At 66.0% G+C, this 24,679-nt stretch carries 21 protein-coding genes and 1 tRNA gene; 13 read left to right on the top strand and 9 right to left on the bottom strand.

What is annotated here, in order from left to right:
• Window positions 1-2 precede the first annotated feature (2 nt).
• A complete protein-coding gene (locus tag HX774_RS10200; RefSeq protein ID WP_114816995.1) occupies window positions 3-413 on the bottom strand; it encodes a YbaY family lipoprotein in 411 nt (136 codons plus the stop codon).
• A gap of 142 nt (window positions 414-555) precedes the next feature.
• On the opposite strand from HX774_RS10200, the gene HX774_RS10195 reads away from it, so the two are divergent.
• On the top strand, window positions 556-1,476 hold the full coding sequence (locus HX774_RS10195) for a DMT family transporter (RefSeq protein ID WP_370523471.1): 921 nt from the start codon (window positions 556-558) through the stop codon (window positions 1,474-1,476).
• 309 nt (window positions 1,477-1,785) lie between these two features.
• Entirely contained in the window at window positions 1,786-4,620 is a 2,835-nt protein-coding gene (locus HX774_RS10190) for a TonB-dependent receptor domain-containing protein (RefSeq protein WP_178826530.1), read from the top strand.
• A gap of 145 nt (window positions 4,621-4,765) precedes the next feature.
• On the opposite strand, the gene HX774_RS10185 is transcribed toward HX774_RS10190, so the two are convergent.
• Window positions 4,766-7,078: a DPP IV N-terminal domain-containing protein gene (locus HX774_RS10185; protein WP_178826529.1), complete on the bottom strand. Its 2,313-nt coding sequence runs from the start codon at window positions 7,076-7,078 to the stop codon at window positions 4,766-4,768.
• 157 nt (window positions 7,079-7,235) lie between these two features.
• Here HX774_RS10185 and HX774_RS10180 point away from each other — a divergent pair, with 157 nt between their 5' ends.
• From HX774_RS10180 to HX774_RS10150, 7 genes are all read left to right on the top strand, one after another.
• On the top strand, window positions 7,236-8,264 hold the full coding sequence (locus HX774_RS10180) for an Ldh family oxidoreductase (protein ID WP_178826528.1): 1,029 nt from the start codon (window positions 7,236-7,238) through the stop codon (window positions 8,262-8,264).
• Between the two features lie 40 nt (window positions 8,265-8,304).
• Window positions 8,305-9,750, top strand: coding sequence for an aldehyde dehydrogenase family protein (locus HX774_RS10175; protein WP_178826527.1), 1,446 nt, complete (start codon window positions 8,305-8,307; stop codon window positions 9,748-9,750).
• A gap of 73 nt (window positions 9,751-9,823) precedes the next feature.
• Complete coding sequence (locus tag HX774_RS10170; RefSeq protein ID WP_178826526.1) at window positions 9,824-10,753, top strand: dihydrodipicolinate synthase family protein; 930 nt, start codon at window positions 9,824-9,826, stop codon at window positions 10,751-10,753.
• A gap of 12 nt (window positions 10,754-10,765) precedes the next feature.
• Window positions 10,766-11,764, top strand: coding sequence for a 4-hydroxyproline epimerase (locus HX774_RS10165; protein ID WP_178826525.1), 999 nt, complete (start codon window positions 10,766-10,768; stop codon window positions 11,762-11,764).
• A gap of 35 nt (window positions 11,765-11,799) precedes the next feature.
• Window positions 11,800-12,552 (top strand): GntR family transcriptional regulator, encoded by a 753-nt coding sequence (locus tag HX774_RS10160; protein WP_178826523.1) that lies wholly within the window; start codon window positions 11,800-11,802, stop codon window positions 12,550-12,552.
• Between the two features lie 120 nt (window positions 12,553-12,672).
• Window positions 12,673-13,848, top strand: a complete 1,176-nt coding sequence (locus HX774_RS10155; protein ID WP_178826522.1) for a Xaa-Pro peptidase family protein — start codon at window positions 12,673-12,675, stop codon at window positions 13,846-13,848.
• Window positions 13,845-15,101, top strand: coding sequence for an FAD-binding oxidoreductase (locus HX774_RS10150; protein WP_178826520.1), 1,257 nt, complete (start codon window positions 13,845-13,847; stop codon window positions 15,099-15,101). Before HX774_RS10155 ends, HX774_RS10150 begins: the two co-directional genes overlap by 4 nt.
• On the opposite strand, the gene HX774_RS10145 is transcribed toward HX774_RS10150, so the two are convergent.
• On the bottom strand, window positions 15,098-16,891 hold the full coding sequence (locus HX774_RS10145) for an aminopeptidase P family protein (protein ID WP_178826518.1): 1,794 nt from the start codon (window positions 16,889-16,891) through the stop codon (window positions 15,098-15,100). The two genes, HX774_RS10150 and HX774_RS10145, sit on opposite strands and share 4 nt — an antisense overlap.
• A gap of 33 nt (window positions 16,892-16,924) precedes the next feature.
• Entirely contained in the window at window positions 16,925-17,926 is a 1,002-nt protein-coding gene (locus HX774_RS10140; protein ID WP_178826516.1) for a proline racemase family protein, read from the bottom strand.
• A 252-nt stretch (window positions 17,927-18,178) separates the two neighbouring features.
• Here HX774_RS10140 and HX774_RS10135 point away from each other — a divergent pair, with 252 nt between their 5' ends.
• From HX774_RS10135 to HX774_RS10120, 4 genes are all read left to right on the top strand, one after another.
• Window positions 18,179-19,621, top strand: a complete 1,443-nt coding sequence (locus HX774_RS10135; RefSeq protein ID WP_178826514.1) for a peptide MFS transporter — start codon at window positions 18,179-18,181, stop codon at window positions 19,619-19,621.
• A gap of 106 nt (window positions 19,622-19,727) precedes the next feature.
• Window positions 19,728-20,258, top strand: a complete 531-nt coding sequence (locus tag HX774_RS10130; RefSeq protein ID WP_178826513.1) for a MarR family winged helix-turn-helix transcriptional regulator — start codon at window positions 19,728-19,730, stop codon at window positions 20,256-20,258.
• Entirely contained in the window at window positions 20,258-20,599 is a 342-nt protein-coding gene (locus HX774_RS10125; protein ID WP_178826511.1) for a DUF6616 family protein, read from the top strand. Before HX774_RS10130 ends, HX774_RS10125 begins: the two co-directional genes overlap by 1 nt.
• A gap of 28 nt (window positions 20,600-20,627) precedes the next feature.
• Window positions 20,628-21,017, top strand: coding sequence for an SH3 domain-containing protein (locus HX774_RS10120; protein WP_178826509.1), 390 nt, complete (start codon window positions 20,628-20,630; stop codon window positions 21,015-21,017).
• A 30-nt stretch (window positions 21,018-21,047) separates the two neighbouring features.
• On the opposite strand, the gene HX774_RS10115 is transcribed toward HX774_RS10120, so the two are convergent.
• From HX774_RS10115 to HX774_RS10095, 5 genes are all read right to left on the bottom strand, one after another.
• Window positions 21,048-21,389: a hypothetical protein gene (locus HX774_RS10115; protein ID WP_178826507.1), complete on the bottom strand. Its 342-nt coding sequence runs from the start codon at window positions 21,387-21,389 to the stop codon at window positions 21,048-21,050.
• A gap of 21 nt (window positions 21,390-21,410) precedes the next feature.
• Window positions 21,411-22,172: a class I SAM-dependent methyltransferase gene (locus tag HX774_RS10110; protein ID WP_178826505.1), complete on the bottom strand. Its 762-nt coding sequence runs from the start codon at window positions 22,170-22,172 to the stop codon at window positions 21,411-21,413.
• Between the two features lie 68 nt (window positions 22,173-22,240).
• Window positions 22,241-22,843 (bottom strand): TetR/AcrR family transcriptional regulator, encoded by a 603-nt coding sequence (locus tag HX774_RS10105; protein WP_178826503.1) that lies wholly within the window; start codon window positions 22,841-22,843, stop codon window positions 22,241-22,243.
• A 174-nt stretch (window positions 22,844-23,017) separates the two neighbouring features.
• Window positions 23,018-24,271 (bottom strand): hypothetical protein, encoded by a 1,254-nt coding sequence (locus tag HX774_RS10100; protein ID WP_218650365.1) that lies wholly within the window; start codon window positions 24,269-24,271, stop codon window positions 23,018-23,020.
• 201 nt (window positions 24,272-24,472) lie between these two features.
• Window positions 24,473-24,562, bottom strand: a tRNA-Ser gene (locus tag HX774_RS10095).
• Window positions 24,563-24,679 lie beyond the last annotated feature (117 nt).

Below are 24,679 nucleotides of genomic sequence, written 5' to 3'. Positions count from 1 at the left end.
GTTTAGCGGACGCCGACCATGATGATGTCGGCCTTGTTCGGCGCGCCATTGGTCAGGACCGAATGGCGGGTGTCGGTCGTGAAGCGCAGGGCGCCTGCCGGATCGCGGATTTCGGCGCGGACGGCATAGGTGTGGCGTGCGTCAATCTGACTGTTGGGCACCGACAGGGTGACGGCGTAGGGCGGGCCGCGACCGTCGAGCGGCTGGCTGGTCTGGGCCATAACGCGGGCGGGGGCGTCCATCAGGCTGACGTCCTCGACCTTGACGGTCAGCACATGGCCCGGCGTCAGCATGATGCGCTCGCGATAGGCGGCGGTGACGTCGACTTGGGTCGAGGCGCTCTCGGCGTCCGGCATGCTGGAGCAGGCGGCGACGACAAGGGCGAGCGGGGCGATCAGCGGAAGGAAGCGCATGACGAAGGGTCCTTTGAGGGGGATAGCTTAGCAGAACGCTCCATGAAGGCAGAAGGCTGCAAGATCATGGCGGCGCTGCACGAAAACCGATGATAACGGGGTTCCGGTTTCGTTTCCGTCGAGTCGCCCTGAGGCCCTGCCCGTGACCCAGTCTGTAAAAGCTCCGCTGTCTCCCGCCGCCCTCGCCATCGGCGGGATCGGGGTCTGCGCCCTGATCTGGGGCACGACCTGGTACGCCATCACCTTCCAGCTGGGTGCGGTCGATCCGGTGGTGTCGGTGGTGCTGCGCTTCGCCATCGCGGCGGCGGTGCTGGCCCTGGTCGTCAAGGCGACGGGCGGAAAGCTGGCCATGACGCGGCCGCAGCACCTGGCGGCCATGGGGCAGGGGCTGTTCTCCTTCGCCATCAGCTATGCTTTCGTCTATGCCTCCGAAGAGAAGATCGCCTCGGCTGTGGTGGCGGTGATCTTTGCGGCCCTGGCCTTCCTCAACCTGATCCTGTTCCGCGTGGTTTCGAAGCAAAAGGCGGCGTCGGCGGCCTGGCTGGGGGCCGGCATGGGCGTGATCGGCGTGGCTGTCCTGTCGGGCGGCGAGGTCATGGGGGCGGGGCTGGGCCTGCACGCGGTCGAGGGCGTGACCTTCGCCGTGATCGCCGTCGTGGCCTCCGCCTTCGGCAACTGGTTTGCGTGGAAGGGGCAGCGGGCTGGGGCGCAGGTCCTGCCCGGCACGGCCTGGGCCATGGCCTACGGCACGGGGGCGCTGGCGCTCTATGGCCTGGCGACGGGTGTGTCGTGGTCGGTGGCGTGGAGCCCGGCCTATGTCATCTCGCTGCTGTATCTGTCGCTGTTCGGCTCGGTGATCGCGTTTGGGCTGTATTTCACCATCGCCCGTCTGCGAGGCTTTGCCCTGGCCAGCTATGTCTCGGCCCTGACGCCGCCGATCGCCATGCTGGTGTCGGTGCTCTTCGAGGGCGCGCGGTTCGGCATGATCGCCTTTGTCGGCCTGGCGCTGGTGCTGGCGGGGCAGTTGTTCCTGATCCGGGCGCCGAAACGGTCGGCGGCTTGATGGCGGAAGCGGCGGCTGCGGGACGGCCGCCAAACGCCTGCAACTGGAAAAGTCGATAGGCCCGCATTGGGGGGCCAAGCGCCCGCAGTTCAGGGAGAAGAGGCTCGGTTGGCGCCCGAAGACGGGGTTGAGCAAACCCACGTTCGATCGGCTGGACAGTACGTGTATATCGTATACATTATATCGCATTCAAATACTCTCAGGGGAGGAACGGTTTTGAGTGCGATAGAAGAGCAGAGGGCGAGGGCTTTGCGGTGGAGAAAGCGGGCGCTGATTGCGAGTGTGGGCCTGGGTGCGCTAGCCGCGCCAATGGCGGCGCAGGCTCAGAATGCGTCCACGACGGGCGCAGAAGAGGTTTCCCAGGTCGATGAGGTGGTCGTCACGGGATCGCGGCTTCAGCGTAGCGGGCTGGACGCGCCGACGCCGACCATGGCGCTGACGGCCGAGACGATCGAAGCCAAGGGCATCACCAATATCGCGGACATTCTCAACGAGATGCCGCAGGTGGCGACGGGCCTGTCCAACGCCAACACCAGCTACAGCTTTGGCAATATCGGCCTGAATCAGGCGAACTTGCGCAACCTCGGCGTTCGCCGGACCCTGACGCTGGTCAATGGCCGCCGTCGTGCGGGCACGCCGGATGATTCCAATTTCCTGGCGTTTGATCTGAGCAATATTCCGGCTGCTCTGGTTCAGCGTGTGGAAGTCCAGACGGGCGGCACCTCGGCGGTCTATGGCGCCGACGCCGTGGCCGGGGTCGTCAACCTGATCCTCAAGGACGACTTCGACGGGATCGAGGCCAACGTCCAGTATGGGTCTGACGAGGGCGGCGACTACGACACCGTGAACTACGGCCTGACCGCCGGCGTCAACTATGACCGCGGCAACGCCGTGCTGCATGTCAGCCGCACCGAGAGCGGCGGCCTGACCCGCGGCGACCGGGGGCTGGGCACACGCTATGGTTTTGTGTCCAACCCGGCCAATACCGGGTCGAATGACGGCATTCCGGGGCGTATTCCGATGCGTGATCTGCGCTACGCCTATTTCGCCCTGGGCACGCCGACGGGCTATCTGCCGTTCGGTCCCGGTGGCGCCGCGACGGACGTGATTTTCGATTCCGCCACCCAGACCTTCCGCCCGATGAAGGCGGGCGATCGCGGCGTGATCGACGGCGCCTACTCCACCGATGAAGGCGGTGTTCAGGACGCCGACACCCTGGTCGCGCCGTTGGAGCGAACCAACATTTACGCCAAGGCCGACTATCGCCTGAACGACAAGCTGAAGCTCTTCAGCGAAGTCATGTTCGCCGACATCACCGCTCGCGACAGGATCAGCGCTGTCTTCGACTCCTGGAGCGCCAGCGTATCGATCGACAACCCCTTCATGCCGACCGCCGTCCGCGACGGTCTGGTCGCGGCAGGCAAGACCTCCATGAGCGACTGGGCGCGCTCACACGACGAGTTCGGGATGCGCGGGACAGACATGAACCGCAAATACTACAGCGTCGCAGCCGGGCTGGAGGGCGAGTTCGGGGACACCTGGAACTGGTCGGCTGTCTTCGAGTACGGCAACTCTCTCAGCACTAACCACAACCTGAATGACCGTATCGACGAACGCTGGTTTGAGGCTCTGGACGCCATCAGCGACCCGGTCACGGGCGACCCCGTCTGCCGCAGCGTCGAGGCGCGTGCGCGCGGTTGCGTCCCGGTCAATATCTTCGGCCAGGGCACGATTTCGCCCGAAGCCGTCGACTATATTCGCGCGGAACACACCTCGACCACGGAGACCAGCCAGACCCTGATCCAAGGGCTGATTTCGGGCGACCTGTTCCAGCTTCCAGCCGGCGCCGTGAAGGTCTCGGCTGGGGCTGAGTACCGCAAGGACGAGATCGACTTCCGCCCCTCCTACGTCTGGGAGAAGGCGCAGGGCTTCTTCGCCAGCCAGTTCTCGCCCATCCAGGAGAGCAACGAGGTGCGCGAGGCCTTCGCCGAGGTCCTGGTTCCGGTGATCAAGGACCGGCCCTTTATCCACTCGCTGGAAGTCGAAGGCGCCTACCGCGTGTCGGACTATGAGCGTGCTGGCAGCGTCGAATCCTGGAAGCTGGCGGGCTCGTGGGCGCCGATCCCCGACATCCGCTTCCGCGTGACCAAGGCGACGGCGGTGCGGGCCCCGTCTCTGGGCGAGATGTTCAACCCCGGCAGCCGCGGCGCCGCAGGCCTGAGCGATCCATGCGACCCTGATCTGCTGAACAGCGGCACCGAGAACCGCAAGGCCAACTGTCTGGCCCTGGGCTTTGATCCGGTGACCTGGGACCCGAACACGCGCCGTGTGACGACCCTGGTCTTCAGCACGGGCAACCCCGACCTGGGCGTTGAGGAAGCCGACACCCTGACCTTCGGAGCGGTGGTCCGGCCACGCTTCCTGCCGGGCCTCGCCTTCTCGGCGGACTACTACAGCATCAAGCTGGACGGGGGTATCTCCCGCATCGGCGCTCAGCAGACAGTCGACAACTGCGTTGATCTGCCGACGCTGAGCAACCAGTTCTGCGACATGCTGACCCGCAAGCCGGACGGCAATCTGTACGAGGTGCGCGACAGCTATATCAATGTCGCCTCCTTCGAGGTCGAGGGCGTCGATTTCGAGGCGTCCTATCATGCCGATATCGCCGACCTGCTGGGCCGGGACGACGACCTGGGCCGGATCAGCCTGCAAGGCATGGCTTCCTACCTGAAGCACAACATCTTCATTGATCGGGATGTGGCGACGGGCGACGAGACAGCCTTTGACGACGCTGGAGAAGCCGGCAATCCCAAGCTGCGGGGCATGATCAACGCCACCTACTACAGGGGTGACGTCCAGGTGAACTGGTCCAGCCGCTATGTCGATGAGACCGTGACCAACAACGACCTGGCGAACCCGGCTGAGGACGTCGGCAGCTACTACAACATCCCCTCTGTCTGGTATCATGACCTGTCGGTGGCCTTGGATACGCCCATGAACGTCCGCTTCACCGCCGGCGTCCGCAACGTGTTCAACGAAGGCCCCCGCGATCACCCCTCTACGGCTCGGGGCAACCTGGCCATGGACGACCTGATTGGCCGGTTCTTCTTCCTGGGCGCCAAGTGGCGCTTCGGAGGGCAGTAACGGCTCGAATGGCGACTGACGTCATAAGCGGGAAGGGGGCGGCCGGTTGGCCGCCCCCTTTTCATTTTGGGCTCATGTTTCCAGGCGGGCATGAAAAAAGGCGGACCGTCTGGCCCGCCTTTTCCTTTTGTGGGTTGTTCCTTGATCAGTCGAACGGCTTCATCAGGTAGGCCTCGGGCGGGGTCTCTTGCAGCAGTTCGCGCACGAAGAAGTCCCAGCGCCGGCGTTGGTAATAGGGGACGGCGTCCAGGAAGTGGTCGGCGTTCGGCACCAGCAGGAAGTCGAAGTCCTTGTTGGCCTTGATCAGAGCATCGACCAGGCGCAGCGACGCCAGCGGCGGCACGTTCTCGTCCAGTTCGCCGTGGGCGATCAACAGGCGGCCCTCCAGCTTGGGCGCCCAGGTGATGTTGGAGTTTTCGTCGTAGAGCGGGCCCAGCTCGCTGCCCATCCACTGTTCGTTCCATACGGCCTTGTCCAGGCGATTGTCGTGGTTGCCCGAGGCGGTGACGCCCACCTTGTAGAACTCGGGATGGCGCGTCATGGCCCGCACCACGTCGTAGCCGCCGGCCGAGAAGCCGTAGATCCCGACCCGGTCAGCGTCCATCCAGGGGTTTCGGGCCGCAAGGTCGCGGATGCCGGCGATATGGTCGTCCAGTCCTACGGCGTGCAGGTTCTGATAGGCGGGCTGCTGGAAGGCGCGTGAGCGGCCCCAGGTGCCGCGCCCGTCGATGGTCAGGGCGATGACCCCCAGTTGGGCGATGGCGTTGGCGTTGCGACCCGTCATCGCCGCTTCGAAGGACTTGGGCGTCATCACGTAGTGCGGCCCGGTGTAGATGTCCTCGATGACCGGATAGCGCTTGGCCGGGTCGAAGTCGGCGGGCTTGAACAGGGCGCCGTAGATGGGGGTCACGCCGTCAGCGGCCATCGTCTGGAACGGCTCGGGCAGGCGATAGCCGGCGGCCAGATAGGCGCTGACATCGGCGCGGCCCAACTCCATGACGACGGCGCCGTCGCTGCTGCGACGCAGGACCGAGCGCGTCGGCTGGTCGATGGTCGACATATTGTCCACGAAGAAGCGGCCATCGGGCGAGACGGATACGTCGTGGTCCATCGCCTCGGGTGTCAGCAGACGCGGCTGTCCGCCTGCCGTCGGTAAGGAATAGAGATGGCGCAGATAGGGATCGCGTCCCGCCTCGCGACCCGAGCCGACGATCAACAGTCGATGGGCTTGACGGTCTGCACCCGCGACCGACCGGGCGCGCCAGTCGCCCGATGTGATCTGACGTCGCGCGCCGGTCTTGGCGTCGACGGCGTAGACATGGGCGAAGCCGTCGGGATCGGCGGTCCAGTAGTGGGTGTCGGCCTTGTCGTCGTAGGACCAGAAGTGGCCGTAGTAGTCGACATAGGTGTCCGAGCGATCCTCGGTCAGCAATCGCGTCTCGCCGGTCGTCGCCTCGATGCGGTGCAGTTGCAGGGCGCCGTAGCCGCGCGTCGCTCCGCGCTCGAACACAGCGCGGCTGTCGGCGCTCCATTCATAATCAGGGCCGCCGTAATAGAGGACGGGCCGGGCCGGGGTCTTCATGGGAATGCGCCGGCCGCTCTCGATCTCGAAGAAGACGCCCTCGACCATGGGCGTCTCGGTATCGCCCGTCAGGGGGTAGAGATAGTCGAACACGCGCGGGGGGCCGCCCTCTTTGGGCGCGGACTGCACCAGAGACAGTCGGCGGGCATGATCGCGATTGATGCGATAGGTGGCGATGAAGCGAGAGTCCGGCGACCATTGTACCGCTGGGGCGATCCCAGGTTCGGATGTGCCCTGGCCGGCCATGTCCTTGAGGTTGATCAGGGGGGTGGCGTAGGGCGAGGTCTCGCCGTCCTGGGTCAGTCGCCGCTCGGCGCCGTCGGCCGTGGAGAGGATGATCAGATCGCCGTCGCGCACCAGGGCGCGCCAGCGGCCGTCGGGCGAGACCACGCCTTTGTCCCCTGTGGGGGGCGCGGCCTCGACTACATTCGTCGCGGGGGCGTAGCGCCAGCTGCGGTTGTCGTAGCCGAACGTCAGCTCGCCGGTCCTGGCGTCGACCTTCAGATCCCTGAGCCGTAGGTCCTTGCGGGCCAGGGGCTTGCCCGAGGCGTTCGCCAGGGCGTCATGATCGAATAGGGGACGGGTCTGCCTGGTGGCGGGCTCGACGCGAACATAGCTGCGGCCCTCGGACGTCCGTTGTTCGAACCAGAAGTCGGCGCCGTCGCCGATCCATTGCGGGCGCACGCTCAGGCCGAAGATCAGCTCATCGACATGCTGCGGCAGCACAGCCTCGGCACGGGCGTAGACGGCGGCGGGCAGGCGGGCCGGCGCGGCGGCCTCGGTCCCGGCGACGGCGGGTGTCGCGAAGACGGGCGCGACGGCAAGCGGCGCGGCGCTGCTCATCAGCAGGACGGCCAGGGCGGATAGGCGCTTCATGAAGATTCCCCCTTAAAATCGGATACAGTATTCGATAATGAAGTGGTGCAGCCGATTGTCTCCGACGTCAAGCGGGCCGTCTTGCAGGGGGTCTTGATGTTTCCTCGCTGCCTAGTAGGTATCGTATACGATTTAGCGGCGGTCGAAGGGGTGTTTCGTGAGCCTGTTTAGAGATGAAGAGACGGTCGCTCTCTCGATCCAGGAGGTGTTTGATCTGACGCGGCGGGTCCTGATCGCCGCCGGCCTGTCCGTGCCGCACGCCGAGGCGGCTGCGCGCGTCATCACGGCGGGCGAGCGTGACGAATGCGCCTCGCACGGCCTCTATCGTCTGCCCGGCTGCGTCATGACCATGCGTTCGGGCAAGATGTCTCTGGACGCCGAGCCGGTGGTCGAAGACGTCTCGCCCGCCCTGGTGCGCGCCGATGCGCGCCACGCCTATTCGCTGCTGGCCTTCGAGCGCGCCGCGCCGCTGCTGGCGGAAAAGGCCAAGACGGTCGGGGTAGCGGCCCTGGTCATCAACAACTGCTTCCACTTCTCGGCCCTGTGGCCCGAGATCGAGCAACTGACCGAGCGGGGCGTTGCCGCCCTGGCCATGACGCCCAGCCATTCATGGGTGGCGCCTGCAGGCGGTAAAAAGGGTCTGCTTGGAACCAATCCCATCGCCTTCGGCTGGCCGCGTCCGGGACGGCATCCCTATGTCTTCGACTTCGCCACCAGCGCCGTCGCGCGCGGGGATGTGGCCCTGCACGACATCGCTGGAAAGCCCATCCCCGAGGGTTGGGGCGTGGACGACGAGGGGCGGTCCACGACCAGCGCCCGCGCCGCGCTGGACGGGGCCATGCTGACCTTCGGCGGGCACAAGGGCTCGGCCCTGTCGACCATGATTGAACTGATGGCCGGGCCGCTGATCGGCGATCTGACCAGCCGCGAATCCATGGCTTTCGACGACGGCGCCAAGGCGGCGCCCATGCACGGCGAGCTGATCCTGGCCTTTGATCCGGCCATCATGGGCGGCGGCGATCCCGAGGCGAACGCCGCCCGGGCCGAGGCCCTATTCGCCGCCTTCGCCGATCAGGGCGCGCGCCTGCCGTCGCAGCGCCGCTATGAGGCCCGCGCCCGCAGCCTGGCGCGCGGGGTGCGTACGCCCAAGGTGCTCTACGACCAGATCCTGGCCCTGGGCCTTTGAGCCCGAGGCCGACCTTCCTTACCCATTCAGAGAACAGCACATGACCGCTCCCATTGAACTGTCGCACTGGATCAACGGCGAGCGGCGCGATGCCGGCGGGGGCCAGGTCGAGAGCCTGAACCCCTCCGACACGCGCGAGGTCGTGGCCCTGGCGCCCAGTGGCGGCGCGGCCGAGGTGGATGAAGCCGTGGCTGCGGCCTCGGCCGCCTTCGACGGCTGGGCCAACGCCTCGCCCGAGGTGCGCTCCGACGTGCTGGACCGCGCCGGGACCCTGCTGATGGAGCGGCGTGAAGTTGTCGGTCGCCTGTTGTCGCGCGAAGAGGGCAAGACCCTGGTCGAGGGCGTCGGCGAGACGGCCCGCGCCGCGCGTATCCTGAAGTATTTCGCCGGGGAAGCCCTGCGTCTGCACGGTCAGAACCTGGCCTCGACCCGGCCCGGCGTCGAGGTCCAGACCTATCGCCAGCCGGTCGGCGTCTATGGGCTGATCACACCGTGGAACTTCCCTATCGCCATTCCGGCGTGGAAGGCGGCGCCCGCTCTGGCCTTCGGCAATACGGTGGTGATGAAGCCGGCCAGCTATACCCCGGCCACCGCCGAGGCCCTGGTCGCCATCCTGCATGAAGCCGGTCTGCCCAAGGGCGTGCTGAACCTGGTCATCGGCGGCGGGCGCGTGGGTCAGGCCATTGTCGATCACAAGGATGTGGCGGGCGTCAGTTTCACGGGCTCGCAGGGCGTGGGCGCGGGCGTCGCCGCCGGGGCCGTGGCGCGTCAAGCCCGCGTGCAACTGGAGATGGGCGGCAAGAACCCGCTGATCGTGCTGGACGACGCTGATCTGGAACGGGCGGTGGCCATCGCCCTGGACGGCAGCTTCTTCGCCACGGGGCAGCGCTGCACGGCGTCGAGCCGTTTGATCGTGCAGGAGGGCATCCACGACCGCTTAGTCGCGGCTCTGGCGGAAAAAGTGAAGGCGCTGCGGGTCGGTCACGCCCTCGATCCCCAGACCCAGGTCGGACCGGCGGTCAGCGAGGATCAGCGCGAGACCTCCTATCGCTACATGGAGCTCGCCGCCTTCGAGGGCGGTCAGTTGGTCGCCGGTGGAGAGCGCCTGACCCGCGACACGCCCGGCTGGTACGTCCAACCCACCTTGATCGCCGACACCGATCCGGCGATGCGTATCAACACCGAGGAAGTTTTCGGTCCGGTCGCCTCGACCATCCGCGTCAAGGACTACGAAGCGGCTCTGGAGGTCGCCAACGGCGGGGAGTTCGGGCTGTCGGCAGGCATCGTAACCCAGTCGCTCAAGCACGCCCGTGACTTCCAGCGTCGGGCCAAGGCCGGCATGACCATGGTCAACCTGGCCACCGCCGGGGTCGACTATCACGTACCCTTCGGCGGCACGAAGAAGTCCAGCTACGGCGCGCGCGAGCAGGGCTTCGCCGCCGCCGATTTCTTCACCCAGACAAAGACCAGCTACAGCGCAAGCTAGACGCCTATTCGCTTGACTTCGCTATTATTTGAATATCGTATACGATAATAATCTGCTCTAGGAGGAACGGCTTATGGCCAAGGCGAAGCTGGACTGGACGGGGGTGATCCCCGCGGCCACCACCCAATTCGACGAGGGGCTGGCGGTTGATCTGGACGCCACCCAGAAGGTGCTGGACGGCCTGATCAAGGACGGCGTGGACGCCATCATCGTCATAGGCACTGTCGGCGAAAACAATTCGCTGGAGCCCGAGGAAAAGCGCGCCGTTCTGAAGGCGGCGGTCGAGGTGGCCGATGGCCGCGTGCCGATCATCACCGGCGTCAGCGAACTGACCACCGCGCGCGCGGAGCGCTACGCCAAGGACGCCGAGGATATCGGGGTGGACGCCCTCATGGTGCTGCCGGCCATGGTCTATATGCCTTCGGCCGAGGAGTTGGAGGCTCACTTCCGCGCCGTGGCGGCGGCCAGCGGCCTGCCCAATATGCTCTACAACAACCCGACCATGTACCGGATCGCGCTGACCAACGCCGACCTGATGCGCTTGGCAGACGTGCGCAATATCGTGGCGTTGAAGGAAAGCGCGCCGGATTCGCGGCGTATCACCGACATCTTCAACGAACTGGGCGACCGTTACGCCGTCATGGTCGGTCTGGACGACGTGGCGCTGGAAGGCCTTTTGCTGGGCGCCACTGGCTGGGTTTCTGGCCTGACCAACGCCTTCCCCGAGGAATCGGTGGCCTTGGTCAGGGCGGTGAAGGACGGCGATCTGTCCCGCGCGGTCGAGATCTATCGCTGGTTCATGCCTCTGCTGCACCTCGACGCCGTGTCGGACCTGGTCCAGTCGATCAAGCTGTCCGAGGCGATCATGGGCCGGGGGACCGAACGGGTCCGTATGCCGCGCATGCCCTTGACGGGCGCACGCCGGGCTGAAGTCATCGCCATGGTCGAAAAGGCGGCGGCGACGCGGCCTGTCGGGTCGGGCCAGGCCCTCAAGATCGTCTGATCGGGTGTTTTGATGCGCGACGTCTTCTTCTGCATTGACGGTCATACCGCCGGCAACCCGGTTCGCCTGGTCGCCGGCGGCGCGCCCCTGCTGTCAGGGACGAGTATGGCCGAGCGGCGGCTCGATTTCCTCGACCGCTACGACTGGATACGGACGTCGCTGTGCTTTGAACCGCGTGGACACGACATGATGAGCGGCGGATTCCTGTACCCGCCGACCTTGCCCGACGCCGATGCGGGCATCCTCTTCATCGAGACCAGCGGCTGCCTGCCCATGTGCGGGCACGGGACCATCGGCATGATCACCTTCGGCCTGGAGCATGGCTTGATCCGGCCGCGTACGCCGGGACGGCTGAAGATCGAGGTCCCGGCCGGGGTTCTGGACATCGCCTATGAAACCAAGGGCGACCGCGTCACCTCGGTGCGCATCCGCAATGTCCCCAGTTATCTGGCGGCGGAAGGCATAGAGATCGAGGTGCCGGGCTTCGGCCCCTTGCGCGTCGATGTGTCCTACGGCGGCAACTACTACGCCATCGTCGAGCCGCAGGGCCCTTACACCGGGCTGGATGACCTGGGCGCCGGCCGTATCATCGAACTGAGCAGTCTGGTGCGTGAGCGTGTGCGCGAGGTCTTCCATCCGGTCCACCCTGACGAGCCGTCGATCAACGGCGTCAGCCATGTCCTGTGGGCAGACGCGCCGAAAGGCGAGGGGGCCGACGGCCGCAACGCCGTCTTCTATGGCGACAAGGCTATCGACCGCAGCCCCTGCGGCACCGGCACCTCGGCCCGGCTTGCTCACCTGCACGCCAAGGGGCGGCTCAAGGTCGGCGACGCCTTCGTCCATCAAAGCTACATCTGCAGCCGCTTCATCGGCCGGGTCGAGGCCGAAACGACGGTGGGCGCCTACAAGGCGATCGTGCCTTCCATCGAAGGCTCGGCCGTGGCTACGGGGTTCAACACCCTCTGGGTGGACCGCCGCGACAGGTTTTGGGAGGGTTTCCAAGTTGTTTAACGTATTCCACATCGTAATTGCGGTCATCGCAAGCTATGGCTTGGCGTGGGCGTTCGGCCCAATCATTCGACTCGATGACCTGCATGGCCGCATCCCCATTTGAAGTTCGAACCCTGTCCGACCGCCTGATGGAGGTGGTGAGGGACATGATCTTGACTGGGGTCATAGAGCCGGATGTGCCGATCCGTCAGGATGCTCTTGCCGCTGACCTGAACGTCTCCAAGATCCCGTTGCGCGAGGCTCTGGTCCGTCTGGAGCAGGACGGCCTGGTGGTGTCGCACGCCAACCGCGGCTTCTTCGTGCGCAGCATGAGCGCAACCGAAGCTGAAGAAATCTATGAACTGCGCCTGAAGCTGGAGCCGGACGCCGCGGCCGAGGCCTGTCTGGCGGCTGATGACGACCAGCGGGCCGCAGCCCAGCGCAGCCTGGCTGAACTCGACGCCGCCGCCGCCGCCCATCTGCCCAGCGTAGGACCGTTGAACCGCGCCTTTCACATGGCCCTTATCCGGCCCGGCGGACGCCTGCTGACCACTGACATCACGGCGCGTCTGCATGTCATGGCCGACCGCTATGTGCGCAAGCATCTTGAGCACAATGATCGCCACCTGACGGCGGCGACCGAGCACCAGGAGATCCTGGCGGCCTGGCTAGACCGTGACGCCAAGGTCGTGCGTCGCATGGTGGCCGCGCACCTGGAGCACACCCTGCGAGACCTGCGCGACGAGTTCGGCCTGAGCGCCGATTCCTCGAAGCGGAAAACCACGCTGCGAAGCCGCCAGCGCGCCTAGAGGCGACGCTGCAAACCGGCACGGTGTTCAGCTTTTGCGAAGGCCAGCCCAGCTCTTGCTGGATGCCCCAAGTCGTGAAAGAAGTGTGGCTGTAAATCGAATACGATATACGTTGAGCCCATGACCTTCTTCGCACCCTCCGCCGCCCCCATCACCGCCGATGAGCGGCGTTGCCGCATTCAGACGATGGCCGCGCGACTGAGAGCAGAGGGGCTGTCCGCCCTGCTGCTCGGTCCGACGGCCTCGCTGCGCTACTTCACCGGCCTGGACTGGTATCCGTCCGAGCGCCTGACCGGCGCCCTGATCCACGCTGACGGACGGCTGGAGTACGTCTGCCCCCGGTTCGAGCTGGACAAGATCGGGGGGCTGACCTCGGCGTCGAACGCGCTCGCGGGCGAGCTTCTGACCTGGGAGGAGGAGGAAAGCCCCTATGCGCTGGCGGCGACCCGTGTGCCGTCGGGCGGCAAGCTGGCGGTTGACGATCAGGCGGCGGCCTTTATCTGGCTGGGCCTGAGCAAGGCCCTGGGCGCGGAACGCGTGGTCGACGGCGGCCCGCTGATCACAGCGATGCGCAGCCGCAAGTCCTTGGCCGAGATCGCCCTGTTGACGCGCGCCAAGGCCATCACGCTCGAAGTGCAGCGTCGTACGCGTCACTGGTTGAAGGCGGGCGTCCTGACCTCCGAGGTCAAGCGCTTCATCGACGCCGAGCACCGCAAGCTGGGCGGGGAGGGCGGCTCCTGGTTCTGCCTGGTCTCGTTCGGCGACGACACCTGCCTGCCGCACGGCGGCGAGGGCGACCGGGCGCTGAAACTCGATGACGTGGTCCTGATCGACACCGGCACCCTGGTGGACGGCTACCACTCCGACATCACCCGCACCTACGTCTTCGGCACGCCGACGGACGCGTTCCGCAGGGTCTGGGAGCACGAGAAGCAGGCTCAGGCGCGAGCCTTCGAGGCGGCGCAACTGGGCGCGCCGTGCGAGCGCGTGGACGCTGGCGCGCGCGACTATCTGACCGGGCTCGGCTACGGCCCTGACTACCAGCTTCCGGGACTGCCGCACCGCACCGGCCACGGCATCGGCCTGGATATCCACGAGGCGCCCAATCTGGTGCGCGGCGACACGACGCCGCTTGAGCCCGGCATGTGCTTCTCCAACGAGCCCATGCTGGTCATCCCGGGCCAGTTCGGCGTTCGTCTGGAAGACCATTTCTACATGGGCGAGGCAGGGCCCGTCTGGTTCACCCAGCCGTCGCACAGCCTGGACGACCCCTTTGGCGAGGCCGCCTCGGCGTGACGACGTCTCAATCCTGGGCGGTGGTTGGAGGCGGTCTGGTCGGGGCGGCGATCGCCCTTCGACTACAGGCGGCGGGGTTTCAGGTGGTGCTGATTGACCGGGGCGATCCCAGGCGCGGCGCCTCCTTCGGCAACATCGGTCACATCGCCGCCGAACAGTGCGAGCCCATGCCGTCGCCCGCCACGTTGCAGAGCGCCGTCGGGCGGCTGTTCGCCTTCGGCGGGCCGCTGGACTTCCGAGCGCGCGATGTCGGCCTGTGGGGACCCTGGGCCTTGCGTTTCCTGGCCGCTTCAAGGCCCGCCTCTGCGGTGCATGGGGCGGACATGCTGGCGCGCCTGCTGCAAGATCCGCTAGGGGCCTGGGGGCGGCTGACCGCCCTGGCTGAGGCTCCCGAGGGTCTGATCCGCCCGACCGGCCATGCCGTCGTCTGGTCGACGCCGGAGGCGGCCCGGCGGGGTCTTCAGGCGTGGCGCGCGGCTCGCACCGGAAGCGCGACCTTCCGACCGATGGATGCGGACGACCTAGCCGCTTACGACGGCGTGCTGGCCGTGCGCCCCGCCGGCGGAATCCGCTTCAGCGGCACCGGCCAGGTCAGCGAACCTCAACGGGTGCGAGACGCCCTTTTGAGAGGCTTTCAGCGACTCGGCGGGCGCGTGGTGCATGGCGACGTGACGGCTGTGCGGCCCGTAGCCGAGGCCGCTGAGGTGGTGCTGGCGGACGGAGCGGTCGTGGACGCGGATAAGGTGGTGGTCGCCGCTGGGGCCTGGTCCGCGCACCTGATGGCGCCGCTGGGCGTGCGCGTTCCGCTGATCGGAGAGCGGGGCTATTCGGTGCAGTCCGCTGTTCATGACTGGCCTGAAGACCTGCCCCTGACGGTGTTCGAAGACCGTGCCCTGGCCGTCGCCCGCTTCGACGGCGGTCTGCGCGCCTCCAGCCACGTTGAGTTCGGCGATCCGTCGGCGGCGCCGGACCCGCGCAAGTGGCGTCACATTGAGGCGCACCTGAAGGCCCTCGGCGTCGTTTTCGCCGACACGCCCGACCGCTGGTGTGGGCCGCGACCGACGCTGGCCGACTATCTGCCGGCGATTGGACGGCTCCAGGCGCATCCGGCGATCCACTATGCTTTTGGCCATCAGCATCTGGGGCTGACGCTGGCGGCCTCGTCGGCCGAGATTCTGGAGCAGATGGCGCTGGGACGACCGGCCCCAGTCTGGCTGGACGCCCTGCGGATCGAACGGTTTTCCTGTCGCTAGAGCGGCGCCGTATTGGCGATCAGCCAGTCGTTTGCGAGCGGATCGGAGATCAGGTCGGCCAACTCTGACCGCACGCGGGCATGATAGCCATCGACCCAGGCGCGCTCTTGCTCGGTCAGCAGATCTGCGTCGATCAGGCGACGATCCAGCGGAACCAGGGTCATGTCGCGCAGCCGGATGAACCCGGCGCCGTCCTCGACCACCTCGCAGAGATTCTCAATGCGGATGCCGTAGCGCCCGGCCTCGTAGTAGCCCGGCTCGTTGGTCAGGGTCATGCCCGCCGTGATGGGCGCCATGACCGGGTCCTTGCCGATCCGCTGGGGGTGTTCATGCACCGACAGGAAGTGGCCGACGCCGTGGCCTGTGCCGTGGTCATAGTCGAGACCGTGCGCCCAAAGGGCCTCGCGGGCGAAAGCGTCGATCTGATAGCCGCGCGTGCCGTCTGGAAAACGCAGGGTCGCCAGGCGGATATGGCCCTTGAGCACCAGGGTGTAGTGTTTTTTCCAGATGGCGGGCGGTTCGTCGAAACAGACGGTGCGCGTCGTGTCGGTGGTGCCGTCCAGATACTGTCCGCCGGAATCGATCAGGAACAGGCTGTCACGCCGGATCATCGCGCCGCCGTCGGCGGGGGCGTTGTAATGGCACATGGCGCCATTGGCGTCGGCGCCGGCGATGGTGCGGAAGCTGGGGCTGACGAAATGCTCCAGTTCGCCGCGATAGCGCAGGATTTCCTCCTCGGCGTCCATTTCCGAAATCGGCGTCGCGGCGATCTTGGCGTCCAGCCAGGCCAGGAAACGGACCCAGGCGATGCTGTCGCGTTTTGACGCCGCACGCAGTCCGGCCAGTTCGACCGGATTCTTGACCGCCTTGAGCGCGGTCAGGGGGTCGGGTTCGATGAGGACGGTCGCGCTGGCCTCGCGCGCCGTTGTTGCGGCGCCGACCGGCGAGAATCTGGGGTCCATCGAGACCCGTTCGCCACGTTTCAGGCGTTCGCTCAGACGCTGAAGGAAGGCTGAGGGCGCGTGCAGGGTCACGCCGTCCAGCTCGAACTCAGCGACCGCGTCGCCCAGCTTGCGGGCGTCGACAAACAGGTCGATCGCGCCGGTGGCGTCGACCAGCATAAAGGCTTGGACGACAGGGTTGTCGGGGACCTCGTCCCCGCGCCAGTTGAGCAGCCAGGCGATATTGTCGGTCTGGGTCTCGACCAGCAGATCAATGCGCGCCGCGCGCAGACGCTCGGCCAGGCGCTGGCGCTTCGACAGCGAGGTCTCGCCCGAGAATGCGACTGGGAAGGGGAAGGCCGGCTTGACGGGGGTGTCGGGCCGATCAACCCACGCGCGGTCGATCGGGTTCGGCGAAACCGCGCGCAAGGATGCGCCCTGCTCGATCATCGTCGGTTCGATCTGGGCGTAGAGGGCTGGGTTGAGGATCAGCGGGTCATAGCCGAACACAGCGCCGCGCGCGGCGGCGCCGGCCAGCCAACGCTCGACCGGCTCGTCGTAGAGGTGCTGCAGCTCGAAATGCGCGGTCGAGACCTCGGCGGCGGCTTGCACCGTATAGCGGCCATCGACGAAGACCGCCGCGCGATCCCGCGTGACGACGGCCAGCCCCCAGGTTCCCGAGAAGCCGGTGGCCCAGGCCAACCGTTCGTCGGCGACCACCACATACTCGGACTGATGCGCGTCCCAGCGAGGGATGATGAAGCCGTCGAGGCCGCTCTGGGCCATCTCGGCGCGGAGGCTGGCGAGCCGCGCGGGGGTCCAGCCGGCGGCGATCTGCAATCTGTCCATCACGTATCCTTGGGTTTCAATGCGCGCGGGCGGTCAGGCCGGCAGGAAATCGCCGAAGCGGGCCGGTAGGGTGAAGCCGTGGATGAAGGGGTCCTGCGCCTCGAGGATCAGCTCTGAGCGCGCCATGTAATAGGCGCGGCCCGAGACGGCGGCGGTGATGCCGTGCTCGGTCGGTCGGGCGACAGCGCCCTCGAAAGTCTGCCCTGAAGCGCCGGCGAAGGGGATGCTGTCGCCGGGCGCGATCTGGCCACGCGCATGGGCGACGGCGAGGCGGGCGGAAACGCCGCTGCCGGTGGGGCTGCGATCAATCTGGGCCTCGCCGAACCAGCAGAGGTTATGCGTCAGTCGGCCTGGCGCCAGGCGATCACTGTCAGTCAGGATGGCGCCGTAGAGGAAGGAGAGGTCCGGTTCCTCGGGGTGGCGGAAACTCCGCGTCGCGCGCAGTTCAGCGACCAGTTTTCCGGCGGCTTCGACCAACTGGATGAGGGGCGTCTGATGGAAGTCGAGGCCGAGCCTGTAGCTCGGCAGGATGGCGTAGAAGGCGCCGCCATAGCCGACATCGAACTGGACCTGCCCAAAGCCTTGCAGATCGATGCCGTCGTCAAGCGTGAGAGCAAAGGATTCGACGCTCTCGAACCGCACAACGGGCGCGGCTGCGGGATCGGTATCCGGGGTGATCTCGATGGCGACCGGACCGCAGGGGCATTCTAGCGTGAAGCGGGTCTGCGTTCGGCCCTGAACACGCGCCTGGTCATAGAGAAAGCGACCAAGGGCGACTGTGGCGTGGCCGCACATCGTCGAATAGCCTGAGTTGTGGGTGAACAGGACCGCAGCGTCGTAGGCGGGGTCGCCGGGCGGCGTCAGGATCGCCCCGTACATGTCGGCGTGGCCGCGCGGCTCCAGCATCATGGCGCGGCGCAGGTGATCGAAGCGGTCGCCCATGTCGCGGCGCTTCTGAAGGATTGTCGCGCCTTGGACCCCTAGCCCGGCGGCGTCGAAGATGCGCACCGGCTCGCCCGCTGTGTGCATGTCCATGACGGGGATGCGGTGCGCCCCTAGCCCTAACGCGTTCCCCTTGACCAATGACGTTCCCTCCGACGGCGTTGCTAGATCAGATAACGTATACTATGTCCTTGTGAAGAGCTTCAATGCTTGACGCGTGGCGCCGATGGGGCGGCGTCGCCGCGTCCGCTCAGTCTGAGTTATTCTGGAGGGGATAATGAAGCATCAGTCAGTCCTGACAGGGATGTCCGCCGCGAAGCCGGCTTGCCGCGCCGGGGGCAGGTTATGACCGAGCAGGCGGGCGCGCACACGCCCGTCAGCGCGGCTGCGATATCGGCGACCGCGCCCGTCGCTGGCTGCCCGTCGGGACGACGCCTGTTCGGCCATCCGGTCGGCCTCTGGTATCTGGCGTTCGCCGAAGCCTGGGAGCGGTTTTCCTACTACGGCATGCAGACCCTTCTGGTCCTCTACATGGTCGGGCAACTGCTTCAGCCGGGGCATATCGAGAGCGTCGCCGGGTTCGCACAATTCCGCGCCGTGGTGGAAGGCGTTTACGGCCCGCTGTCGATCCAGGCCCTCGCATCGGCGATTTTCGGCATCTACACGGGTCTGGTCTACCTGACGCCGGTTCTGGGGGGGGTGATCGCGGATCGCTGGCTGGGGCGGACTCGGACGATCCTGCTCGGCGCCACGCTGATGACGCTCGGCCACTTCCTGATGGCGTTCGACGTATCCTTCCTGTGGGCGCTGGCCTGCCTTGCGATCGGGACGGGCTGCTTCAAGGGCAATATCGCGGTCCAGGTCGGCAGCCTGTACGCTCCTGAGGACAATGCGCGCGCCGACGCCTTTCAGATCTTCTATCTGGGCATCAGCGCGGGCGTCATCGCCTCGCCGCTTGTCTGCGGCACGTTGGGCGAGGTCTACGGCTGGCACTACGGCTTCGGGGCGGCGGGCATCGGTATGGCGGTTGGGCTTGGCGTCTATCTGGCCGGCGCGCGTTTCCTCCCCGTCGATCCGCCCGTCGCCGGCAAAAAGCATGAAGCCCGCCATCGGTTGTCGAAGACCGATTGGCGCGTCCTGGGCCTGCTGTTGGCCATGCTGCCCGTGCTGGCGCTGGCGCTTCTCGGCAATCAGCAGATCTTCAACGCCTATATGATCTGGGCGCAGAACAGCTTCGATTTCTCGCTGCTTGGCCACACCATGCCGACCAGCTGGCTCATCACCTTTGATGCGGCCGCCTCGGTGGTGATGCTCGCGCTTTCGGTCCTGTTCTGGCGCCTCTGGTCGCGCCGCTTCCCCGAGCCGGATGAGATCACCAAGCTGGTCATCGGCGCCGGCGTCACGGTGTTGGCCTTCGTGGTGCTGGCGGCGGGGGCGGCGCAATCGACGAACGGCGCCAAGATCAGCCTGTGGTGGGCGGTCGCCTTCCACATCATCAACAGCATCGGCTTTGCGCACCTCGTGCCTGTGGCTCTGGCGCTCTATGTCCGCATGGCGCCGAAAGCCGTCGGGGCGACGATCGTAGGGATATTCTACCTCCACCTCTTTGTGGCGAACAATCTGGTGGGCTGGGCCGGGACGCGGTTCGAGACCATGGCTGCGGATCGCTTCTGGATGGCGCACGCCGTCGTAGCGGGCGTCAGCGCCGTGATCCTGTTTGGGCTGCAACGACCCATCAAACGCGCGCTGGCGAAGGCCGCCGCAGAGTCTTCGCAGCAAGGCTTCTGAGCCGTCCTGGCGGTGCGGGGCAGGGAGGTGTTCGCTTGCTCCACGAGCGGTGACGACGCTGGGGGAGTTGACTCTAGTCTGTAGGCTTATAATAAGCCGCCTTATTATGTTTCTTCAGGCCAAACACCACGCCGTTCTCGCGAAAGCTCGGCAGCAAGACGTGCCAACGGGCGGCTTGAACGCCTGCTTCGAGGTTCTGTCCCTGGCTGCGGCCATTGATCAGGATTGCGCGACTCGCCTTGGGGTTCACGGGCTATCGGAAGCGCGTTTCGTGCTCATCTGCATCCTTGAGGGGCGAGGCGAGGCGGCTGCGCCCCATGTGCTCGCCGAGCAACTCGGGGTGAGCCGCGCCACCGTCACCGGACTGCTCGATGGACTGGAGCGGGACGGTCTGGTCCGCCGAGCCCCTGATCCCCAAGACCGTCGCAGCCTGCAGGTGTGGCTCACGCCGCGCGGCGAGGCTGCGGCCAGGGCGGTTTTCGTTGAACACGCCGCATGGATCGACGCCCTGTTCGGCGACATCGACCCAGGCGAACGCGAGAGCCTCGCCCGGCTTCTTCACAAGATCTGGCTGCGCACAGACGCTGGACGTCGAACTGAGCGCCTTTCAAATTCCAACGTCGAGGACCCTGGCTGATGTCGCTGTATCTGGCTGAACTCTACTCGCCCAAACCTGCCTGGCTGGCGCTTGATGCGAGCCAGCGCGCCGCCTTCTTCGCTTTGGTCGGCGGAGGAATGGAGGCTTTGGCCGCGATGGGCGTCGAAGTCCTGGCCATCGGCGCGCGCGATGCAGGGAAGATCCATGCCGCTTCCCATGCCTTCTTCGCCCTCTGGCGTTTCCCGGATGAGGCGGCCTTGGACGCCTTGCTTGCAGGAATCGCCGCCACCGGCTGGCATGACTATTTCGACACGATCAACGCCGCAGGCGCGGATGTGGGGTTTGAGGCCCATCTGGCGCAACTGGCCGCTCTGTCCTGAGGTCGCCGAAATTCAGCGAGAGGAAAACGTGACGCACGATCAGAGCTACATCGTCATTCAGCCGCATGTCAGCGAATTCCCCGCGCCGCTGGCCCTGAAGAAGGGGGACCAGGTTTGGGTTGGCGCGCTTTACGACGGTCCCGAAGGCTGGCCCGACTGGTATCTCTGTTCGGCTCCGGGACAGGAACCGGGCTACGTGCCGGGGCAAATCCTTGATCGCCATGCAGACGGCTCGGCCACGATGCTGGAGGATTTCACCAACCGGGAACTCACTGTCCTGGAAGGCGAGGAACTGCGTGGACAGCGTCAGTTGAACGGCTGGCTATGGGCCGTTCGCATTCCCGACGGCGAGACAGGGTGGGTGCCTCTCGACAACATCCGCGCGAACCGCCCGGATTTGAAATCGCGGAAATCCTGAAGCGGCGACGTGTCGCTTTAGGGCGGCGGTTTAGCCGAACACGGGCGTTCCCGTCGCCTGACGACTGATCATCCCGACCAGGGTGAGCGCATAGACCGCCGCCGTCATCAGTCCGGCTGTCGAGAGCAGCCCCGCAAGGCGGCGCAGGGAGCGTTGAAGCGGCAGGGGCGAGGCCGTCGAGGCCGCCAGCGCTCGTGAGAGCTCCAGGCCGACGCCCCCTACAAGCGCCGCCGTCAGTGCGAACAGAGCCGCCACGATGGCCGTCACCAGATAGGTCGAGGTCAGCGCCACAAGGTCGTAGATCAGCACCAGTGCATTGAGCCCGCCCAGAAGGGCGGCGAGGCTGAACAGAATAAAGACAATGCGCGACATGACGTCTCCGACGGCGTCGGTCTAGGCCGGACGCCGGGCTTCGAAACTGATGATCTGGTCGTCCCGATCCGGGGCTCGACCGTGTTGATACCCGCCGCAGGCCGACACGTCCGTGAAGCCTGCGGCCCTCAAGGCCAGTTCGAACTCATGGACGCCCCACCAGCGCAGCTTGAACAGGTCCAACTCCGTCGCCGCCAGGACACCGTCCCGCCAGTGTTCATAGCGAAGGTGGGACAGGGTGGTCTGGGCGATGTAGTCCGTTTCCACCCGGCGGGCGGTGAGGGTCAACAGGTCGCCTTCATCCGTGGTCCATGAGCGGACGGACTCGGGGCTGTCCAGAAAACCGCCGATGGGGTCGAGGTCGAGGATCAGTCGGCCGCCTGGGGCCAGGTGATCGTGAAATCGCCTGAGCACGGCGGTGGCCGACGCCGTGCTGGTGATCAATTGAAACGAGCCGGCCGGGATGATGATCGCGGAAAAGCGGGTCTTGGAGACATAGCTTTCAAACGACTGCTGCGTCAGCGGGGCGGAAAGACCCCGCTTGCGGCACTCTTCCCGGCAATAGCCCAGCATTTCAACCGAGGCGTCGAAGCCTTCCATCTCAAACCCCGCCTCGATCAGGGGGATGAACAGGCGTCCGTTGCCGACTGCGGGCTCCAGCACGGGTCCGCTGTCGCACTGCGACAGCCGCGCCCGATAGAATTCCTGATCTCCGAACGAATGGCCGACGGGCTTGTCCAGGTCATAGACCCATGAGGCGAGTTTTCCGTATCGATTCTGCATATCAGGCTCCCGAGCGCCCTGTGGTGGCGCGCGAGGTCTGGTCAGGTCAAGGGCCGCGCTTGTCAGTCTCAGGATGTGACGGCGCGGTTCAGCGGCGGCGCGATTGATTGCGATATAGGCTTGGGCGAAGACGTCAGAAGCTGTTCGATGGAGGCCTCGAATGCCTGCGCCAGAGCGGCGGCTCTGGCCTCCTTCAATGGAAAGTCGCCGCTCAGGTCGCGGGCGAACGCCATGCCGCCAATCAGCGCGATCAGCAGGCGGGCTCGCACATCAGCGTCCGGGCCATCAAGCCAGCTCTCGACTTGGCCGAACATGCTGGAGCCCAGCGTTTTGTCGACGAGGTGTCGTGCGCGCTCCGAGCCGGTCACTCTCAGCAGGATGAGGAGGCCCTGGAGCACCTTTCCGTCGTTCCCGCCCTGAAGCACCTCCCTTGCGACGCGGGCCGCAAAGTCCGTCTTTTCGCCCCACAGGCGGCGCCAATCGGCCTCGCAGGCCTTCACCACCTCGATGAAGAGCTCATCCTTGCCGCCGTAGTAGCGATTGACCAGCGACGGATCGACCTTGGCCCGCAAGCCGATGTCGCGCACGCCGACCGTTTCGAAACCCTCCTCGGCGAAGAGCTTCAGCGCCGCGCGCAGGAGGACCTGACGGGTGATCTCGGCGTTTCTCATTCTGGAGCCAAGGTCCGCATGATTTCACTCTAGCCCGAATGTCGATCCAATCCAGACGAGGCGGCGGCGCTCCGATTTCGATCAGGGCGCACTAGCCCAAGTCGGCTCGACCTGGATCGTCTGGCGCGAACCAATATCGGCATTGGGCGCCAGACTGATCCTTATGACATCAGATCAAGGCGTCGCCGCCTTTTCTGCGCCCAGCAGGCTGGAGGCGGTGAGTGTCGGAGCCAGAATGGCGATATCATAGCCCAGCGCCAGCTGACGCCACTCCGCCGGCGCCGAGGCCAGACCGTCGGTTCTCAGCTTCCGGAGATCCACCAGCATCCAGGAGTCTGGCGAGACGTCAGCGGACCGCGCGAGGGTGACATCCTTGCGCCAGTCCGGGCCTTCGTCATCCATCATATCGAATCCGCGAACGACTGCTGGCCGTCCGACGCCATCATAGCCGGCTTCTGTGCCTTTGGCTCCGAGCACGATGATATGCAGGGCCGCGACGCCCTCGCCGTCGGCGCGTTCCGCCACAAAGGCGCCGAGGTCACGTTGATCGAGCGGATTGAGCGACTTGTAGAAGTGCCATGCGCCGAACTTCATCAGGACGCGTGCGCCAGGATTGTCTGCGAGATGAGCGGCGAGGGTGCGCTTCATCAGCCGCGCCCGGCGCCCGTTCGGATCTCCCTGCCTGGTCTGCGACGCCTGATAGATGGCGCGGGTCTCCGTCAGCAGGCCGAACAGATGCTGGACGCGTTCCCCTCCGTCCTGTGAGACGGCGGCGGCGGCCTGATCGAGCGCCTCCTGCGTGACCGAGAACAGGAACAAGTCACCGGGTGAACCTGAAGCGAGCGCTGCGGCGGTCGCCGCCTGATCCTGAGCGGCCAGTTCGCTCAGGGCGGCGTGCGCTCTGGGTCCGGGGCGGGCGGCGAGCATCTCCTGAAGCAGATGGCCGCTGGAACCGAGGAATTCCTGGTCGAGCCCCCACAAGGCGAAATCCGGTCCAGCGACGGCGGCGCAATCGCCCGCCATCTGAACTTCGTCGCGCGCGTTGAAGAAAGCGATCCCGTCGGGGTGACGGCGCATGAAGGCTGCGATCCGTGCTTCGCGGTCCGCCGATCTCATAACGGAATCAACCACGCGGGCGGCTTCGGGACCAGTCTCGATGGCCATGGCGGTCAGCCCGGAAGGCGCCATCAGACGGCAAATCTGGGTCGTGAATGCGGGGATTTCGCGGGTCAGATGGCTCTCGCCGATCAAGACATAACGGCTGGCGGCGACGGCGTCCGTAAGTGTGGCCGCGCCCGCACCAGAGAACCCGGCAGGGCTGACGTCCAGAGGTGCAGTCACTTGAGCGAGCCGCGCCTGAAAAGGCGGAGGCGCTGGCTCCTCGGCGGCGGCGGCGCCTGCAAGGGCGGCCAGACTGCCCAGAAGCATCGCTAACAAACACCAATGAACTCTCGACACGCGCCCCTCCGGAAAAACTCAGTTTTATCGATCCTCGTGTAGAGAGGCGGGAAGAGGATGCCCAGTGAACTCGCGTTCACCTTGGCGCTGCAGTGGAATGCCGCCTCCGCCGCTCGCAGGTTTGGAGGGAGCAGATTCGAGCGGGGAAAGTCCGTTAGAAAACAAGACGGTTGGCGGAAGCGGTGGGATTCGAACCCACGGACGGCTCTCACCGTCGCTGGTTTTCAAGACCAGTGCCTTAAACCACTCGGCCACACTTCCACATCGAGCCGGTCTGGTTCTGGCGACCGGCGGCGCGAGTCGAGACAGCGCGCGGAGGCGTGCATAGCGTCAAGTTCGCGCTCGCCCAAGCATAAAGCGCAGGCGAGGCGCGGAGCG

Origin of the sequence: Brevundimonas sp. P7753 (assembly GCF_013386595.1) — a bacterium.
Lineage (GTDB): Bacteria > Pseudomonadota > Alphaproteobacteria > Caulobacterales > Caulobacteraceae > Brevundimonas > Brevundimonas bullata.
Note: the sequence above shows the minus strand (reverse complement) of the source record. Positions and strands in the feature narration are given on the sequence as shown.

Coding starts and splice junctions, on each gene's coding strand:
- HX774_RS10200 (WP_114816995.1), bottom strand. CDS start 413: ATGCGCTTCCTTCCGCTGATCGCCCCGCTCGCCCTTGTCGTCGCCGCC.
- HX774_RS10190 (WP_178826530.1), top strand. CDS start 1,786: ATGGCGGCGCAGGCTCAGAATGCGTCCACGACGGGCGCAGAAGAGGTT.
- HX774_RS10185 (WP_178826529.1), bottom strand. CDS start 7,078: ATGAAGCGCCTATCCGCCCTGGCCGTCCTGCTGATGAGCAGCGCCGCG.
- HX774_RS10175 (WP_178826527.1), top strand. CDS start 8,305: ATGACCGCTCCCATTGAACTGTCGCACTGGATCAACGGCGAGCGGCGC.
- HX774_RS10170 (WP_178826526.1), top strand. CDS start 9,824: ATGGCCAAGGCGAAGCTGGACTGGACGGGGGTGATCCCCGCGGCCACC.
- HX774_RS10165 (WP_178826525.1), top strand. CDS start 10,766: ATGCGCGACGTCTTCTTCTGCATTGACGGTCATACCGCCGGCAACCCG.
- HX774_RS10160 (WP_178826523.1), top strand. CDS start 11,800: ATGGCTTGGCGTGGGCGTTCGGCCCAATCATTCGACTCGATGACCTGC.
- HX774_RS10155 (WP_178826522.1), top strand. CDS start 12,673: ATGACCTTCTTCGCACCCTCCGCCGCCCCCATCACCGCCGATGAGCGG.
- HX774_RS10145 (WP_178826518.1), bottom strand. CDS start 16,891: ATGGACAGATTGCAGATCGCCGCCGGCTGGACCCCCGCGCGGCTCGCC.
- HX774_RS10140 (WP_178826516.1), bottom strand. CDS start 17,926: ATGGACATGCACACAGCGGGCGAGCCGGTGCGCATCTTCGACGCCGCC.
- HX774_RS10135 (WP_178826514.1), top strand. CDS start 18,179: ATGACCGAGCAGGCGGGCGCGCACACGCCCGTCAGCGCGGCTGCGATA.
- HX774_RS10130 (WP_178826513.1), top strand. CDS start 19,728: ATGTTTCTTCAGGCCAAACACCACGCCGTTCTCGCGAAAGCTCGGCAG.
- HX774_RS10125 (WP_178826511.1), top strand. CDS start 20,258: ATGTCGCTGTATCTGGCTGAACTCTACTCGCCCAAACCTGCCTGGCTG.
- HX774_RS10115 (WP_178826507.1), bottom strand. CDS start 21,389: ATGTCGCGCATTGTCTTTATTCTGTTCAGCCTCGCCGCCCTTCTGGGC.
- HX774_RS10110 (WP_178826505.1), bottom strand. CDS start 22,172: ATGCAGAATCGATACGGAAAACTCGCCTCATGGGTCTATGACCTGGAC.
- HX774_RS10105 (WP_178826503.1), bottom strand. CDS start 22,843: ATGAGAAACGCCGAGATCACCCGTCAGGTCCTCCTGCGCGCGGCGCTG.
- HX774_RS10100 (WP_218650365.1), bottom strand. CDS start 24,271: ATGCTTCTGGGCAGTCTGGCCGCCCTTGCAGGCGCCGCCGCCGCCGAG.